18 protein-coding genes are annotated in these 16,231 nt (G+C 61.1%); 10 read left to right on the top strand and 8 right to left on the bottom strand.

Annotation, left to right across the window (positions count from 1 at the left end; translation table 11 throughout):
- Nucleotides 1–21 precede the first annotated feature (21 nt).
- From CCR95_RS10365 to CCR95_RS10320, 10 genes are all read left to right on the top strand, one after another.
- Entirely contained in the window at nt 22–705 is a 684-nt protein-coding gene (locus CCR95_RS10365; RefSeq protein WP_201094110.1) for a TIGR00266 family protein, read from the top strand.
- A 121-nt stretch (nt 706–826) separates the two neighbouring features.
- Nucleotides 827–1,423: a TerD family protein gene (locus CCR95_RS10360; protein ID WP_201094109.1), complete on the top strand. Its 597-nt coding sequence runs from the start codon at nt 827–829 to the stop codon at nt 1,421–1,423.
- A gap of 19 nt (nt 1,424–1,442) precedes the next feature.
- The gene (locus CCR95_RS10355; RefSeq protein ID WP_201094108.1) at nt 1,443–2,471 is read left to right on the top strand and encodes an ATP-grasp domain-containing protein; all 1,029 of its coding nucleotides are present in this window, start codon (nt 1,443–1,445) and stop codon (nt 2,469–2,471) included.
- Nucleotides 2,468–3,634, top strand: a complete 1,167-nt coding sequence (locus CCR95_RS10350) for a phosphoribosyltransferase domain-containing protein (protein ID WP_201094106.1) — start codon at nt 2,468–2,470, stop codon at nt 3,632–3,634. Before CCR95_RS10355 ends, CCR95_RS10350 begins: the two co-directional genes overlap by 4 nt.
- Nucleotides 3,619–4,197 (top strand): TerD family protein, encoded by a 579-nt coding sequence (locus CCR95_RS10345; protein ID WP_201094104.1) that lies wholly within the window; start codon nt 3,619–3,621, stop codon nt 4,195–4,197. The genes CCR95_RS10350 and CCR95_RS10345 overlap by 16 nt, the downstream gene beginning before the upstream one ends.
- 4 nt (nt 4,198–4,201) lie before the next feature.
- Nucleotides 4,202–5,395 (top strand): TerD family protein, encoded by a 1,194-nt coding sequence (locus CCR95_RS10340; protein ID WP_201094102.1) that lies wholly within the window; start codon nt 4,202–4,204, stop codon nt 5,393–5,395.
- A 66-nt stretch (nt 5,396–5,461) separates the two neighbouring features.
- Nucleotides 5,462–5,917 carry a tellurite resistance TerB family protein gene (locus tag CCR95_RS10335; RefSeq protein ID WP_201094100.1) on the top strand — a complete coding sequence of 152 codons (456 nt, stop codon included), beginning with the start codon at nt 5,462–5,464 and terminating at the stop codon, nt 5,915–5,917.
- 192 nt (nt 5,918–6,109) lie between these two features.
- Nucleotides 6,110–6,868, top strand: coding sequence for an HAD family hydrolase (locus CCR95_RS10330; protein WP_201094099.1), 759 nt, complete (start codon nt 6,110–6,112; stop codon nt 6,866–6,868).
- 163 nt (nt 6,869–7,031) lie between these two features.
- Nucleotides 7,032–8,141, top strand: a complete 1,110-nt coding sequence (locus tag CCR95_RS10325; RefSeq protein ID WP_201094098.1) for a cysteine protease StiP family protein — start codon at nt 7,032–7,034, stop codon at nt 8,139–8,141.
- Complete coding sequence (locus CCR95_RS10320; protein WP_201094097.1) at nt 8,134–9,000, top strand: HpcH/HpaI aldolase/citrate lyase family protein; 867 nt, start codon at nt 8,134–8,136, stop codon at nt 8,998–9,000. The genes CCR95_RS10325 and CCR95_RS10320 overlap by 8 nt, the downstream gene beginning before the upstream one ends.
- Before the next feature lie 302 nt (nt 9,001–9,302).
- On the opposite strand, the gene CCR95_RS10315 is transcribed toward CCR95_RS10320, so the two are convergent.
- The 8 genes from CCR95_RS10315 to CCR95_RS10280 all read right to left on the bottom strand — a co-directional run.
- Nucleotides 9,303–10,703: an MBL fold metallo-hydrolase RNA specificity domain-containing protein gene (locus CCR95_RS10315; RefSeq protein ID WP_201094096.1), complete on the bottom strand. Its 1,401-nt coding sequence runs from the start codon at nt 10,701–10,703 to the stop codon at nt 9,303–9,305.
- Nucleotides 10,704–11,195: 492 nt separating this feature from the next.
- Nucleotides 11,196–12,179 (bottom strand): GDP-L-fucose synthase, encoded by a 984-nt coding sequence (gene fcl / locus CCR95_RS10310; RefSeq protein ID WP_201094095.1) that lies wholly within the window; start codon nt 12,177–12,179, stop codon nt 11,196–11,198.
- Entirely contained in the window at nt 12,176–13,303 is a 1,128-nt protein-coding gene (gmd, locus tag CCR95_RS10305; protein WP_201094094.1) for a GDP-mannose 4,6-dehydratase, read from the bottom strand. Before gmd ends, fcl begins: the two co-directional genes overlap by 4 nt.
- Nucleotides 13,304–13,636: 333 nt before the next feature.
- Nucleotides 13,637–13,969 carry a type II toxin-antitoxin system PemK/MazF family toxin gene (locus tag CCR95_RS10300; RefSeq protein ID WP_201094201.1) on the bottom strand — a complete coding sequence of 111 codons (333 nt, stop codon included), beginning with the start codon at nt 13,967–13,969 and terminating at the stop codon, nt 13,637–13,639.
- Nucleotides 13,966–14,217: an AbrB/MazE/SpoVT family DNA-binding domain-containing protein gene (locus CCR95_RS10295; protein ID WP_201094092.1), complete on the bottom strand. Its 252-nt coding sequence runs from the start codon at nt 14,215–14,217 to the stop codon at nt 13,966–13,968. The genes CCR95_RS10300 and CCR95_RS10295 overlap by 4 nt, the downstream gene beginning before the upstream one ends.
- A gap of 168 nt (nt 14,218–14,385) precedes the next feature.
- Nucleotides 14,386–14,826 (bottom strand): DUF29 domain-containing protein, encoded by a 441-nt coding sequence (locus CCR95_RS10290; protein ID WP_201094090.1) that lies wholly within the window; start codon nt 14,824–14,826, stop codon nt 14,386–14,388.
- 263 nt (nt 14,827–15,089) lie between these two features.
- The gene (locus CCR95_RS10285; RefSeq protein WP_201094088.1) at nt 15,090–16,034 is read right to left on the bottom strand and encodes an Rpn family recombination-promoting nuclease/putative transposase; all 945 of its coding nucleotides are present in this window, start codon (nt 16,032–16,034) and stop codon (nt 15,090–15,092) included.
- A 33-nt stretch (nt 16,035–16,067) separates the two neighbouring features.
- Nucleotides 16,068–16,231, bottom strand: a 164-nt coding sequence (locus CCR95_RS10280; protein WP_276570251.1) for an IS4 family transposase, incomplete at its 5' end; no start/stop codon positions are given.

Here is a 16,231-nt window from a genome sequence, read left to right as displayed (position 1 = left end):
CTTGCCGGGAGGACTCAGCCAATGCCCACGTTCACCGTCACCGGGGAGATTGATCCCTTCCTGCATGTCAGTCTGCAAAAGGGCGAAAAAATCTTCTGCGAATCGGGCGCCATGGTCATGATGGAGGCGGCGCTTCAGGTCAAGGGCCAACTGCGGGGCGGTCTGGGGCGTGCCCTGCTGCGGCGCATGGCCACCGACGAATCGCTGTTTCAGCAGGAAATCGAGGCCGTGAGCGGCGATGGCGACTGTCTGCTGTCGCCCACCCTTCCAGGCTCCATCGAACTGCTCGATGTCGGGCCGGGCAATGCCTACACGCTGTCGGATGGCAGTTTCGTGGCGGCAGACTCCTCCGTCGAGGTGCGCGCGCGCATGAACACTGTCGGCGGCGGGCTGTTCGGCGGCACCGGCGGATTCGTCATCATGGAGGCGACGGGGCGTGGCAAACTGGCGGTGTCCGGGTTCGGCTCGATCTTCACGCTCGACATCGCGCCCGATCGCGAAACCGTGATCGACAACAACCATGCGGTCGCCTGGTCGTCCAATCTGCAGTACGAGGTCGGCATGCCGCAGACCGGGGGCGGGTTCTTCGGGAACATCGTCAATTCGGTGACCTCCGGCGAGGGTCTGGTGCTCCGCTTTCGGGGCCAGGGCAAGGTCGTGATCTGCTCGCGCAACCGCGGATTATTCCAACCGCAGGCCCATTAAACCGCGCCCGGCGCGGTCGGCGATGCTTTTGGATTGAAACAACCTCGGCAGCCTCTTTCACTGTCGGAGCGGGCGCGGTTTAAGCGATTAATCAATCAATTTCACATCGAGGAATCTTGAGATGGGTATCAGCCTGCAGAAAGGTCAGAAAATCTCGCTGGAGAAAGAAGCCGGCGGCGGCTTGACCCGCATCGTCATGGGTCTCGGTTGGGATGCCGCGAAGGGCAAGAGCGGCGGCATGTTGGGCGGACTCTTCGGCGGTGGCGGCGGCGAGAGCATCGATCTCGACGCCTCCTGCCTGCTCTTCGACGAGCCGGGAAATCTGGTCGATACCGTGTGGTTCCGTCAACTGCGCAGTCAGGACCGCAGCATCGAGCATACCGGCGACAATCGCACCGGCGAGGGCGAAGGCGACGACGAACAGATCAAGGTCGATCTCGCGGCGGTTCCGGCCAACGTGAAAAGCCTGGTCTTTACCGTCAACAACTTCACCGGCCAGGATTTCTCCAAGGTCGAAAATGCCTACTGCCGCATCATCAACGGCAGCAATAACAGCGAGATCGCGCGCTACGACCTGAGCTGTCAGGGCAGTCATTCGGCCATGATCATGGCGAAGCTTTACCGTCACGGCGGCGAATGGAAGATGCACGCCATCGGCGAGGTCGGGCAAGGCCGGACGGCGGAACAACTGCTGCCGCAGATCAAGCCGCATCTGTAACCCCGAGAGCGACGGCACCATGACCCGCGTCTGGTTCAACCGAACCTTCTCCAATGTCCGTGCCGTTTTCGACCTCATCCGTCAGGGTGACGAGGCCGGCGAATTCCATCTGGTCTGTTCGCACACCCAGAAGGAGTTCCCCGGCTTTCTGTCGGCGCATGAATTCGCACTGGAACCGACCGGCACAGTCGGCGATGCCTATCTCGATTTCTGTCTCGACTTCTGTCGGGAACGGCGAATCGATCTCCTCTGGCCGGGCAAGGGCGTTCAATTGCTGGCCGCGTACCAGGAGCGCTTTGCCGAACAAGGCGTGCGAGTCCTGGCGCCAGCGTCGGCGGACCATCTAACGACACTGATGGATAAGGCGCGCTTCTATACAGAGGCGAGGCGCTTTTCCATTCCCCCGCCCGATTTCCTGGAATTCCGCACCGCCGACGAATTCGAGACGGCCTATGAGCGACTGCGCGCCTCCCACGAGGTGCTGTGCGTCAAACCCGCCGAGGGCGTCAACGGCGCCGGTTTTCGCGTCATCGATGAACAGCGCGGCGGCCTGGAAATCCTGCTGCAAAACGCGCTCTATTCGATTCATCACGATGGCCTGCGGCGGCTCCTGAGTGAGTCGGAGACCTTTGAAACCCTGCTGCTGATGGAATTCCTCGAAGGATATGAATATAGCGTCGATTGCGTCGGCGATGGCCAGCGGCTCATCGCCGCCGTCCAGCGGCGAAAATCGAAGGCCGGCGGCTACGGCCAGGAGATCGTCGATATCCCTGAACTCACGCAAGCCATCCGCGAGATGACCGGGGCTTTCGGGCTGCTCGGACTGTTCAACGTGCAATTTCGGGAAGGGCGGAACGGCTTTCGCCTGCTGGAGATCAACCCCCGTTTTTCCGGCGGCATCGGCTACGCGGGGGCGATCGGCGTCAATCTCCCCTATCTGGCGCTGCATGGCCTGACCCATGGTTTTCCCGATCAAGCGCACAGGGTCGAAAGCGGTGTCCGCGTTCTGGAACTGGCCCACTTCCGCCGGATCGAGGCTGTCGTTTGAGCGAGTCGTACCGGGCGGAACTGCCCACTGGAGTGCTCGATATCCAGGTGCGCGAGGCCGCCTTTCCGCTGGATGAACTCTGCGGTTTCGCCGCCCGCAACAACCCCAAGCGGGGCTTTCTGTTTCTCAGCAAGGTGCTTGGCAAACACTGGCCGGCCGCGCCCTCGCGGATGCGTCGGGTGCATGAGTATCTGGCGTCCGCGCTGGATTTGGGGCCAGGCCCCTGGGCCTTCATGGCGATGGCCGAGACGGCGACCGGTCTCGGACAAGGCGTCTTCGAGGCGGCGCTGAATCAGCGGCCCGAAGCCGACGCGCTCTTTCTCCATTCCACCCGGTATCGCGTCGCCGGGCGCCCGTTCCTGGAGTTTCAGGAGCCCCATTGTCACGCACCCGATCAAACGCTCTATGAGCCCTTAAACGCACGTCATCAGGCGTTATTCCGGACGGCCCGCGAGCTGATCGTGGTAGACGATGAAATCAGCACCGGTTCCACCCTGTGCAATCTGGTCGCGGCCTATCGAACGCGGAATCCGCGACTGGAACGGGTGCATTTCGTGGCCATCACCAATTTCAGTGGCGCGCGCAGCGCCGAGCAATTTTCAGAACGGTTGGGAGTACCGGTGCGCTGCGTAGCGGCGCTCCACGCGGATTTTTCCTTCCAGCCGGACGCCGACTGGGAGCACGAACCCGCGCCGGCCGCCGTGGGCGACAATCGGCGCGAACCCGGTCAGATCGCCGACGATCTTGGGCGCTTCGGCATTGATCGACCTATTTCGACTCCCATGTCGGAGCTTGAGCGGCTGTGCGTCGGACTCGCCCCCGGCGCGTCGATCCTGGTCCTCGGAACCGGGGAATTCATGCACCTCGCCTTTCGGGTCGGGCTGGAATTGGAGTCGCGCGGCTTCGCGGTCGTGGTGCAGGCAACCACCCGCTCGCCGATTCTGCCCGGCGCCGACATTGGACACCGACTCGTTTTCGCGGACAATTACGGAGAAGGCATCCGGAATTATCTGTATAACGTCGATCCCGACGATTTCGCCCGCATCATTGTCTGTCATGAAACCCCGCTCGACGGTCTGGACGATTTGATGCAACACCTGGGATCCAACTGTCTGACCTCTCGCTATTCGCACTCAATGGAGGATTTATGGCCATCAGCTTGAACAAAGGCGGCAACGTCAACCTGAGCAAAGAGGCGCCCAATCTCGAAAACGTCCTCGTGGGCCTGGGCTGGGACGCGCGCGCGACCGATGGGCAGGCGTTCGACCTCGACGCGAGTCTCTTCATGGTCAAGGAAGACGGCAAGGTGCCGAGCGACGCCTATTTCATCTTCTACAATCAGAAAACCTCGCCCGAAGGCTCGGTCGAGCACACCGGCGACAACCTGACCGGCGCCGGCGAAGGCGACGACGAATCCGTGCATGTGACGCTGTCGAAGGTGCCGCCCGAGATTCAGCGTCTGGTGATTGTGGTCACCATCCACGACGCCGACGCCCGCAAGCAGAATTTCGGCCAAGTCGCTAACGCCTTCGTCCGAGTCGTCAATCGCGACAACAATCTTGAAGTGGTCCGTTTCGATCTCTCCGAAGATTATTCGACCGAGACCGCGATGATCTTCGGCGAGATCTACCGTCACGCTGGCGACTGGAAATTCAAGGCCGTGGGCCAGGGATATGCCGGCGGACTCCGCGCGCTCGCCTTGCAACACGGCGTCAACGTGGGTTAAGCGGATGAATCTACAACGCGGACAACGGGCCAAAATCGCCGATCTGGTCCCCAACGGCCAACGCTTCACGCTCGGCGTGGCCGTGAACGCACCCGATCTGATTCTCGATTTCGCCTGCTTCGGTCTGGATGGTCAGGGCAAGCTCTCCGACGATCGCTATATGACCTTCTTCAATCAGCCGACGACGCCCTGCGGCGGCGTGCGGCTGGAAACGCCTGCGGGCGATGCGGCGGGCTTTGCCGTCGACCTTGGAAAACTGCCTTCGACCATCGAGCGTCTGACGATCACCGCCGCGCTCGACGGCGCCGGCGCCATGTCCAGCATCGGCAGCGGTCATGTGCGTTTCATGGACGCCGGCCGCGAGACGGGGCGCTTCGACTTCAGCGGGGCCGACTTCGCCGCCGAGCGCGCGCTGATGCTGCTGGAGATCTACCGGAAGGATGGCGTCTGGCGCACCAGCGCGCTGGGCCAGGGTTTCAACGGCGGCATGGCGGCGCTGGTCGGACATTTCGGCGGCACCGTGGAGGATGCGCCCGCGCCAGTCTCGGCGCCCGTTCCGCCCAAACCCCAGACGGCACCGCTCAATCTGAGCAAGATCACCCTGGAAAAGCGCGGCAACACGGTCTCGCTCGACAAGAAAGCCAATGCGGCCCACGGCGAGATTCTGATCAATCTCAACTGGACAACCCGCGCCGGCCCCGTCAAAAAGGGCTTTTTCGGCGGCACCCGTTCCAACAGCATCGATCTGGATCTCGGCTGTCTGTACGAACTCAAGGACGGCTCCAAGAGCGTGGTCCAGGCGCTCGGAAACACCTTCGGCGACTACCGGGATCCGCCCTATATCGCCCTCGACGCGGACGACCGCACCGGCACCCGGACCGAGGGCGAAAACCTACGCATCAACGGCCAGTATTGGGACGAGATCCAGCGCATCGTCGTCTATGCTTTCATCTACGAAGGGACTCCCAATTGGGCCGAGGCCAACGCGCGCATCACCCTGAAAACGCCCGGACAGCCGGAAATCGAGATCCAGCTCGATTCGAGCCGCAACGATCGGCCCATGTGCGCCATCGCCCTGATCGAGAACCAGGGCGGATCGGTCAAGATCACCAAGCTCGTCGATTACTACCGTGGCCATCTCGATGTCGACAAGACGCATCGCTGGGGCTTGGATTGGGTAAGAGGCAAGAAGGATTGATCGCCAGCGTCGCCTGCCCACTGAACAACATTTTCGTCAATCGTGATCCAACAGAGAGCAAACGCCATGAGCTTCCAAGACTTCGTCAGCAACCTGAAACAGAAAGCCTCCGAACTGAAAACCGAGGCGATGAAATTCAAGAACAAGGATTTTCTGAACGCGGCCATCAGCGGTTCGGTGCTGATCTCCATGGCCGATGGCGTGGTCTCTTCCGAGGAAAAACAGAAGATGATGCGCTTCATCGAGAACTATGAGGCGCTGTCCGTCTTCGCCAGCAAGGATCTGATCGACGCCTTCCAGAACGCCATGAGCCAGATCGAATTCGACAAGGATCTGGGCGAGGCCAAGGCCTACGATGCGATTCGCAAGATGAAGGGCAAGGATGACGCCGCTCGTCTCATCATGCGTCTGATCATCGCCATCGCCGCCGCCGACGGCAATTTCGACGATAGCGAGAAGCGCGTCGCCCGCAAGATCGCCATGGAACTCGCCCTCAACCCGGCGGATTTCGAGCTGGCTTAAACCGCGTCTTAGACTGACAGGCAAGGCCCACAGGCATCGCCAGACTTGCGGCAGCTCACAACCATCGGCGAGACGCGGTTTAAATGAATAAAAAAGTCATACTCTTAAACCGCGTCAACTCCGTTATGCACGAGTCGTGGCGACGTCAAGCCAAGACCATGACAACGCCTGTCATGCCGAACGCGGTTTAAGATGCGCAAGCTGGTTTTTCTCGATCTGGACGATACCCTCTTCCAGAGTCGACCCAAATGTCCGACCGATGAGGCTCTGCGGCCAGTCGCTTATCTCCGCGACGGCAGCGCCCATTCCTTCATGACGGCGAAACAGCAGGCGTTTTGGCATCTGCTGGACACCAATACGACGGTGATACCCACCACCGCGCGGGATCTGGATTCGCTCCGTCGGGTGGAACTGCCCTTCGAGAGTTGGCGCATCATCGACTATGGCGGAATCGTCCTGAACCCCGATGGCGTTCCCGACGCGCCCTGGCTGGAACGCATGACGACCGCCTCTCGGAACCACCTGGAGGATTTGAACGCACTGCTCGATCATGTCGATACCTTCATCGTCCGACAGGGACTCTCCGCCCACGTCCGGATCATCGAGGATTTCGACCTGCCCTTTTATCTGGTCGCCAAATATCGGGATGGCCGCGACGGCGATCTGGATCTCTTGCAGCGCGCCTTGATCCAGCCCTGGGTCGCGGATCGGTCCAGGGTCTATCGACTGCATCGCAACGGCAACAACCTCGCGGTGCTGCCCCGCACGCTCGGCAAGGAACACGCCGTGCGCTATCTGATCGAAAAACTGAGCGGGGAATGGGGCGAACTGATGACCGTTGGAATCGGCGACAGCCTCATCGACGGCGCCTTCATGGCCGAATGCGATTATTCGCTGACGCCACGCGGTTCGCAGTTATTTGGGGAGACCTTCGGCCGACCCTTGCTGTAAGCCATCGGCCTCACTCGACGAGGCACCTCTGGGATCGCCGAGTTGCACTCGGCTCCCCGGCCGCCAGACCAGAGCGGAGACGCCGAGTGCAACTCGGCGATCCCAGAAGGCATTCGTGACCTTCGTCCTCTTGCAAAAAACCCCTCACCGGAGCCCCATGCCCATGCCTCCAGTCGAACAGCGCGCGCGTTTTTCAGGCAGCTACCGCCCCGAGGACGTCCACATCCTGCTCAAGCCCATCGCGATGGAACTAATCGAAGTAGCCGAGAAAGAGCGCCTGATCCAAAGCGGTCAACGGCATTACAGCGAGATGCTGAGTCCCGAGACCCTGCCCTCGCCGCGTTACATGGATATGTTCCACCAGGCGTTCGCCATGAACCGCCGACGCATGGCGCAAGGTCTGCTTGACCTAGCCGCCATCGTCGCGGCACGCCGACAGAACGACATCACGCTCGTCTCGCTCGCGCGCGCCGGCACCCCGGTTGGCGTGACGCTCAAGCATGTGCTGACCGACATCCTGGATCGCCCGACGGCGCATTATTCCCTCTCGATCATTCGCGACCGGGGCATCGACCAAAACGCACTGCGCTTTATCATGAATGACGAGGCAAGAGCGCCGGACGGTATCGTCTTCGTGGATGGCTGGACCGGCAAAGGCGTCATCGCCCGCGAACTGGCCGCGTCGGTCGAATTCTTTCACAGGACGCAGGGCATGCGTCTGGACGCCACGCTCTTCGCCCTGACCGATCTAGCCGGCGTCGGCATGGCGCCCACGGACGAGGATTACCTGATCCCGTCGAGCATCCTGAATGCAACCATGTCGGGCCTGATCAGCCGCTCGATCCTGCACGAAGGGATCGGACCCGACGACTTCCACGGCTGCGTGTTTTACCGCGAATTCGCCTCGGGAGATCTGTCCCGATGGTTTGTCGACGAACTTCTGCGGGAGATCCGCGCCTTGCTGGAGGAAGATTACGCGCCCTGCCCCACTCCGGTCGATCCGCTGCGCGCGCGCGAACGCTCCCGGATCTGGCTCGCCGCGATCAAGGATCGCTTCGGGATCATGGACGAGAATCTCATCAAGCCAGGCATTGGCGAGGCAACCCGCGTCCTGCTGCGGCGCGTCCCGAGGTTGCTCATCCTCCGCGATCCGCACGCACCGGAGGCGCTTCATATCTTACAATTGGCCCAAGAAAAACAAGTGCATTGGGAGGTCGATCCAGCATTGCCCTACCAGGCCGTCTCGCTCATCAAGGGTTTATCCGATGCTTAATGCCTACCGACTGGGCGCTTCCCTGTATGTCCCTGCAACCCATCGGGATGTTCTGAAGATTGCCAACGGCGCCAAGTGGCCGGAACTGCGTTCTGTCATCTTTTGCACCGAAGACGCCGTTGCGCCCGAGGATCTCGCGGCGGGGCTCGACAACCTCCGCGACGCCTTGGAACGGATGCAGGTCAGGTCATCCGCGCTGCGCTTCGTGCGCGTGCGCAATCCCGAGATCCTGACTTGGTTGCTCGCGCTGCCGGGTGTGGAGAAACTGGACGGATTCGTCCTGCCCAAGCTGGATCTGAGCAATGTGGATGACTATCTGAGCCTGCTCATGGACTCCCGGCATCTGTGCATGCCGACGCTCGAAACCCGGGATGTCTTCGACACCTCCAGAATGATCGAACTGCGCGACCATCTGCTCGACCGCGGCTATCAGAAGCGGATTCTGGCGCTGCGCATCGGCGGCAACGACCTGCTGTCCATCCTCGGCATTCGCCGGCCCCGCGACCGCACCATCTACCGCACACCCCTGGGACACACCATCGCCCATCTGGTGACCGTCTTCAAACCCTTCGGTTTTCAGCTCACCGCCCCGGTGTTCGAGCATATCGACTGTCCGGAGATTCTCCGGGAAGAACTGAGCGAGGATATCGCCCACGGACTCTGCGGGAAGACCGCCATTCATCCGAGCCAGCTCCCGACGATCGAGGCGAGTTTTCGCGTCTCGCAACTGGAACTGGAAGCGGCACGACGCATCCTGACCGACGACCGCGCCGTCTTCCAGTTCGACGGATCCATGTGCGAAGTCGCCACGCACAGCGCCTGGGCCCGGCATATCATCGAACGAACCGCGATGGACTAATGGAAGGGTGCGAGAAAGCTAGATATAGCGGCCAGCGGCCAGCGGCCAGCGGCCAGCGGCCAGCGGCCAGCGGCCAGCGGCCAGCGGCCAGCGGCCAGCGGCCAGCGGCGATTATGCCGGGGGTTTCGCTGATCGACATCTTCTTCCAATGGGCGAGTCCTGGCACGCGGTTCGCCATGACCAAGTGACTGAAACGAAAAATCTGGCTGCCTGAAGCTGGCGGCTGGCGGCTAAACCACTCTTAGCAGTTTGAAACCTTTCGCGTTATTCGCGTTTTTTGCGGTTCGACCGCGCTTTCCAGGTCAACCGATCCGGATCTCCACCCCCTGAAAACGCGCTTGCAGCTCCCGCCGCAGGCTTTCCTTGGCGTGCGCATCGCCATGCACCAGGATGACCTCGCGCGGCTTGACGCGCATCCGCCCGATGAAGTTGATCAAATCGTTTTGATCGGCATGCGCCGAATAGCCGCCAAGCGTATGGATCGCGGCCCGGATGTCGTAACGCTGACCGTCCAGATCAACATAGCCGCCACGGGGCCCATACCGCTGAATGGCCTGCCCCGGAGTCCCCGCGGCCTGATAACCGACGAACAGCACATCGTGACGGGGATCGCCCAACATCGCCTTGAGATAGTTGACGATGCGCCCGCCGGCACACATGCCGCTCGCGGCGATGACGATGGCCGCCCGCGCCGAACTCCTGAGATACTCGACCGTACGCAGATGGGTCGCGTGATCGGTGACCGTCAACACCTGCTCGAAAGCGAGCGGATGACGGCCCGAATCGAGCCGGCGCCGGGCTTCTCGGTCCCAATGCGCGCGCAGACGGGCATAACCGGCGGTGAAATCCGCGGCGAGCGGCGAATCCAAAATAATCTCGACATCGTCCCAGACGCGCACCGCGGCCAGCGTCCGTTGACGATCCCGATGGATGATCGACTCCAGTTCATAGAGCAGCTCCTGCGTGCGACCGATACTGAATGCCGGGATCAGCAGGGTTCCGCCATCGCGAAAGGCATGCTCGACGATCGCCTGCAATCGCTGGCGGCGGTCACGGCGTCCCTCGTGCAGACGGTCGCCATAGGTGCTTTCGAGCACCACCACATCCGCGCTGTAGGGCGATTTTGGTGCGGGCAGCAGTGGCGTGTAAGGCGCCCCGAGATCGCCCGAGAAGAGAATACGGGTATGCGCGCCACCCTGGGGCAAATCGCATTCCACGGACGCCGACCCGAGGATATGCCCGGCGGGCCGCAGCTTGATCCGTAAACCCGGATCGCCCTCGGCCAGCGTGTACCAGTGACCATAAGGCACGCCGATGGTGCGCGCGCGCAGAAGTTTCAACACCCGCTCGATGAGCGTCGCGTCCCGCGTCACGCCGATCTTCAGCGCATCTTCCAACACCAGCGGCAACAGCTCCGCCGACGCCTCGCTGCACAGAATCGGCCCCTTGAAACCGGCCGCCAGCAGATAAGGGATACGCCCGACATGATCGATATGCACATGGGTGACGATCAGCGCCAGCACCGGCTCCACCGGAAAATCGATCTGGAGCCGCTCGACGCCCGCGCCGCCGGGCGAGGTCTCCGCGCCCTGAAAGAGCCCGCAGTCTACCAGCACCGAGCGACCATCGCCCAGCCGGAGTTCGTGGCAGGAACCGGTTACGCCGTCCACGGCGCCATGATGGACGATGGTTTTGCTGGACATTCCGAAATCGGGCAAAATGAGCCTCCATGACCCTAGTGCTTCGCTGCTCAAGTTCCGAGACCGGGGCCTCCTCGTTGTCGTTGTCGTTGTCGTGATCGCGGTCTCGACATGGCGAATATTCGACAACGACAACGATTACGACCTGAGACGGTCTTGGGACTTTCGCACAGTTGCACTAGGGCGTGTCATCAATGATATTCGTGTGGATGATCGCCACCCCGCCACCGTTCTAAAACCCGGGTCGTTGCGCTTAGGTGATTTCCTGAAAACAATCGACCCACGGAGAGACTGAGAATGGACAGGATTAACACGATTTCGCAGGATGAACAGGATAGAAGCCATTGTTTTCAATCCTGTCAATCTTGAAAAATCCTGTGAATCCTGTCCATTTGAAGCGTCGATTCTGGTAAACACTTTCCCGGAAACCCCCTTAACGCAGATGGCATCCTTGTAGGGGCAAATTCATTCGCCCCGACAGTCCCCGAGCGCGCGCTATCCTCGAAAATCCTCCTGATTGGCGAGAAACCAATCATAGGTGTCTCTGAGACCCTCTTCCAGTCCGATGCCGGCCTGCCAGCCCAGGGCCTTGAGTCGGGAGACATCCAATAATTTACGCGGCGTACCATCGGGCTTGCTCGGATCGAAGACAAGCCGACCCTGAAAACCCGTAACCCGCGCGATGGTGTGCGCCAGCTCGCGAATGGTGCAATCCACGCCAGACCCCACGTTGATGTGCGACAGCATGGGCTGCGTGTTGGCGCGATAAAGGTCGTCGTCCAACTCCATCACATGCACGCTGGCGGCGGCCATGTCATCGACATGGAGAAACTCGCGCATCGGCGCGCCAGTGCCCCAGATGACGACCTCGTCCGCGCCCGCGCGCGCCGCCTCGTGGACGCGCCGCAACAGAGCCGGGATCACATGGCTGTTGTCAGGATGAAAATTATCGTGCGGTCCGTAGAGATTGGTCGGCATCACGCTGCGATAGTCATGTCCGTACTGACGGTTATAACTTTCGCAAAGTTTGATCCCGGCGATCTTGGCGATGGCATAGGGTTCGTTGGTCGGTTCCAGCGTGCCGGTCAGCAAGGCGGACTCGGTCATCGGCTGCGCGGCCCGCTGCGGATAAATGCAGGAGGAACCGAGGAACAGCAGTTTCCGAACCCCCGCGCAATGCGCCGCGTGGATGAGATTGGCCTCGATCATCAGGTTGTCGTAGATGAAATCGGCCGGATAGGTATTGTTGGCATGAATGCCGCCAACCCGGGCGGCGGCCAGATAGACCTGATCGATCGCGTGCGCGTCAAAAAAAGTCTGGACCGCGCGCTGGTCGAGCAAATCCAGTTCCTCGCGTCCGGCCGTCAGAATCCGGCGGCCACCCAACGCCTGAAGTCGGCGCACGATGGCGCGCCCAACCATGCCGCGGTGACCGGCAACGAAAACGGTTGGGGCGCGTGACGAATCGCGGTCGCTCATCCGTTAATCTCCCGCGCAACCGGCACCTCATGACCATGCGCCTTCAGCAAGGCATGACGCCGCGCCACCTTGAGATCTTCGATGACCATTTCGGCGCACATTTCCTGCACCGTGATCTCGGGCACCCAGCCGAGCCGCTCGCGGGCCTTGGTCGGATCGCCCAGCAGGGTTTCGACTTCTGTCGGGCGGAAATAGCGTGGATCGATCCGCAGCACGATGTCGCCCACCTTGACCGCCGGCGCCCTGTCGCCCGTCACGGCGGTGACCACGGCGCATTCGTCGACCCCCTCCCCCTCGAACCGCAACAACAGGCCCAGTTCGGCGGCGGACCAGAGGATGAACTGACGCACCGAATACTGCACCCCGGTCGCGATCACATAATCCTCGGGCCGATCCTGCTGCAACATCATCCATTGCATGCGGACATAGTCCTTGGCATGTCCCCAGTCGCGCTTGGCATCCAGGTTGCCCAAATGCAGACAGCGTTCGAGTCCCTGGGCGATATTCGCCAATCCCCGGGTGATCTTGCGGGTCACGAAGGTCTCGCCCCGGCGCGCGCTCTCATGATTGAAGAGCAGACCGTTACAGGCATAGAGGCCATAGGCTTCGCGATAATTGACCGTGATCCAATAGGCGTAGAGCTTCGCGACCGCGTAGGGGCTGCGCGGGTAGAAGGGCGTAGTCTCCTTCTGCGGGGTCTCCTGCACCAGACCGAACAACTCGGAGGTGGACGCCTGATAGAAACGGGTCTTGGAGGTCAGCCCCAGAAAGCGGATCGCTTCGAGCAGCCGGAGGGTGCCCATCGCATCGACATCGGCGGTGTATTCGGGCGATTCGAAGCTGACCGCGACATGCGATTGAGCGCCGAGGTTATAGACCTCATCCGGCTGCACCTGCTGGAGGATGCGCGTGAGGTTGGAGGTATCGGTCAGATCGCCATAATGGAGAACGAAGTTCTGCTGCTCGACATGCGGATCCTCATAGAGGTGATCCACCCGCTGAGTATTGAACGACGAGGCGCGCCGTTTGATCCCGTGAACCTCGTAGCCTTTTTCAAGAAGGAATTCAGCAAGATAGGAGCCATCCTGCCCGGTGATACCGGTAATAAGTGCTTTTTTTCGCATGTCAGTCCTTTACGTTCTCGGATCGGTCGAGTAAGCCCATGGCGGGGCGATCGCGCGTGGCGTATCGCACTGCATGATAGGCACTCGTTTCCATGACCGCAACGCGATCGGCGGAGTTGGCGAACGGCCATGCGCCGACTTGAAAACACCCTTCCTGGGAGCGCCGAGTTGCACTCGGCCCTCCGGCCGCAGGCCGGAGAAAAACGCCGAGCCCAGCGTCCTTCCAACCAGGCATCCAGATCGGCAAGCCCCAGGAACTCCACGATTTCCTGCTGCTCCAGCCCCAATGGGTAGAGCGAAGCGAAAACCATCGCGCCCTGCGAGCGATCCTCATCAGGAACCGTAGGCAAACATCTCTTGGAGCACGTCGGCCACTTTCCGTGAGAATGCCTCGGGCAACACCCCGAGGCGCTTGATGAGTCGCGACTGATCCACAGTCCTGATTTGGTCAAGGACAATCTGCCCTTTCTTGTGCTCAAACGTGAGATTAACGCGGGTCGGATAGTCGCGCTGGGTGGACGTCATCGGCGCGATGATCACCGTGCGGATATGAAGGTTCATCTCGTCGGGCGAAACGATGACGCAGGGCCGTGTCTTCTGGATTTCCGAGCCTTGCGTGGGGTCGAGATCGACCAGATAAACCTCATAGCGCCGAACTTGCCTCACCAGGTCCAATCCTCGACATCAAAATCGTTTTCGAGCGTCTCCAGGACGAGTGGCGCATCGTCACTTGCCACGGCCATCGACGCAAAGGCCGCGTCCCAGCCGGCACGCACCTGACGGGCCGCCGCAAGCACCACGACGCCATTCTCCACCCGCATCTCAAGCGCATCACCGAACCCGCATTCCTTGATCACCGAGGCTGGAATGCGGACACCCTTCGAGTTGCCAATGGGTACCAGATGAATCTTCATACTTGCCTCCCCTTAAAGTAATTACAGAGTAATCACTTTAAGGCTATCTCTCAAGATCGGCCGACTCGACCGCAGCCTAGTTCGTCAAATCCAATTGGCTCTATTCGTCATCCATCGCGTCGTCCGCAAGCATCGCTCGCGATCGATGCGGTTCGTTCCTCGCCGCATCTACGCCGGCTCTTCTGGCCAAAAGGCATCATCCATGATTTGGGTGAAAGTGAAGGGACATGACGTCGGAAATGTCGATTCAGCCAACCCGGTCTCGCGTTCAGCATCAATCATGGCCAGACGATAGGCTCGCGCGATGGCTTGATCGAGTTTCGCCGTCAGGCTCGGATTGTCCTCTAGGTGAGCCTCCAAGCGGATGCGCTGCTCCTTGATGGACAGCCGCCAAGAGTTCCCGCGAAGACCCGGCTGAAAACGCCATTTCAGGAGATGGAGAAGCAGAACCACCAAGCGGTTGACGAGTTCTCGCTGTTCGCTTCGGCCCATGCTTTCGATTTCCTCGATAATGTGGGGGATATCGGCGTCCGCCAACCTCCCACCGCGCAACAAGCCTGCCTGTTGACTCGCCCAGGCATGAAAGTCATTGTCAAAAAGGCTCGGCATCGGTCGCTCCGATTCCTAACGATTCAGCATGATCGCAAGAAAGACGATGATATCAGGTGTGGAAAAATCTTAGCCCGCGTCGATGTGGGGAGCTGGCGAACGGAGGTTCCCCCGAAATTTCGTCTTCCAAGGATGTCGTAGACCAGCCCGCATAGATGCCGTGACGAAGGAACCGCATCAATCGCGAACGATGCGGTTCGTCCCTCATCGCATCCACCCGCTGGCGGCCGCGGAAGGTCTGCTCGGCGTTTTCCCAGCTTTCCTCAGGACGGGGCGGCTGAGCGCAGTGCCTCGATCTGCACCACGCTCAGTCCGGTGGCCTGGGCGATCTGCCAATCGCTGAGCACGCCCAGCGCGATGAGGTTGCGGGCGGTATCCTGGGTCGCCGCCAGGCGGCCTTTCTGCATCCCGAGCTGCTCGCCTTTCTGCATCCCGAGCTGCTCGCCTTTCTGCATCCCGAGCCGCTCGCCCTCCTCGCGCCCCTCCTCACGCGCTTCCTTGAGCAAGGACACCTCGTCGTGCAGCGCCCGCTCGCGCACGAACGCTAACCGCCGCGCTTCCTCGTCGGCGCTCAACTGACGCACGCGGTTCAGCGCCTCCTGGATCGGGGCATGTTCGATCGCGGCCATGGTCTGCTCCTCGCGCCAATGCTCGAAAAAGGTCACCCACGCGGACAGCGGGTCGGAGCCAAGCCCGAGCCGGTCCGCTTTCTTCAATTCGATCAGCGTCAATTGTAACCGGTTCCCCAGCGTGACCTCGGGTTGACGGGCGTCGCGCATCTCGAAGCGCCACCGCGCCTGCGCGCACTGCTCAGGGGTGGCGGTAAACAAATCGAAGTCCAGCAGATGGATGCCGACCGCCGCGCGCAGCGTGGCGTAGTCTTCGCCCTGCTCCAGTTGATGCGCCAGCAGCCGCGCCAGATAGTACAGCGCCCGCTGGTGCCAGGCGCCATAGCGGCGCACCTGGATCTCGATATTGTAGGCGTGCCCCGGCGCATCGCGCGCCAGGACGTCGAGGATGATGTACTTGCCGCGCAACTCCTCGGCGTTGATGCCGGGGTTGAGAATCTCCACCGAACGGATCTCGGGCAGGTCCGGGCGCAGGTCGTTGATCAACGACACCAGCAGCGCCGGCGCTTCGCCAAAGAGGCGCTTGAAAACGTAGTCGTTCTTGGGATCGAGCAGATCCTCGGGCGCAACGGTGTGCATGGCGGGAGGCGGTCCGGGGCTTGACGCATCCCATTACGCACAACTTTCCGTGTCCGGCATCTCCCTGGCATATTTGATCCCGGCGGCGAAGTCCATGATGCGCTGCATGCCCAGCCAGATCGTCTTCAAACCGGGCTCGCCATCGCCCTTGCGCCCGAGAAACCCGCCGAGACGGGCGATGAGGCGCATCACCTCGT

The organism is Thiocystis minor, assembly GCF_016653465.1.
Taxonomy (GTDB): Bacteria; Pseudomonadota; Gammaproteobacteria; order Chromatiales; family Chromatiaceae; genus Chromatium; species Chromatium minus.
This window is presented reverse-complemented; position numbering and strand designations above follow the sequence as displayed.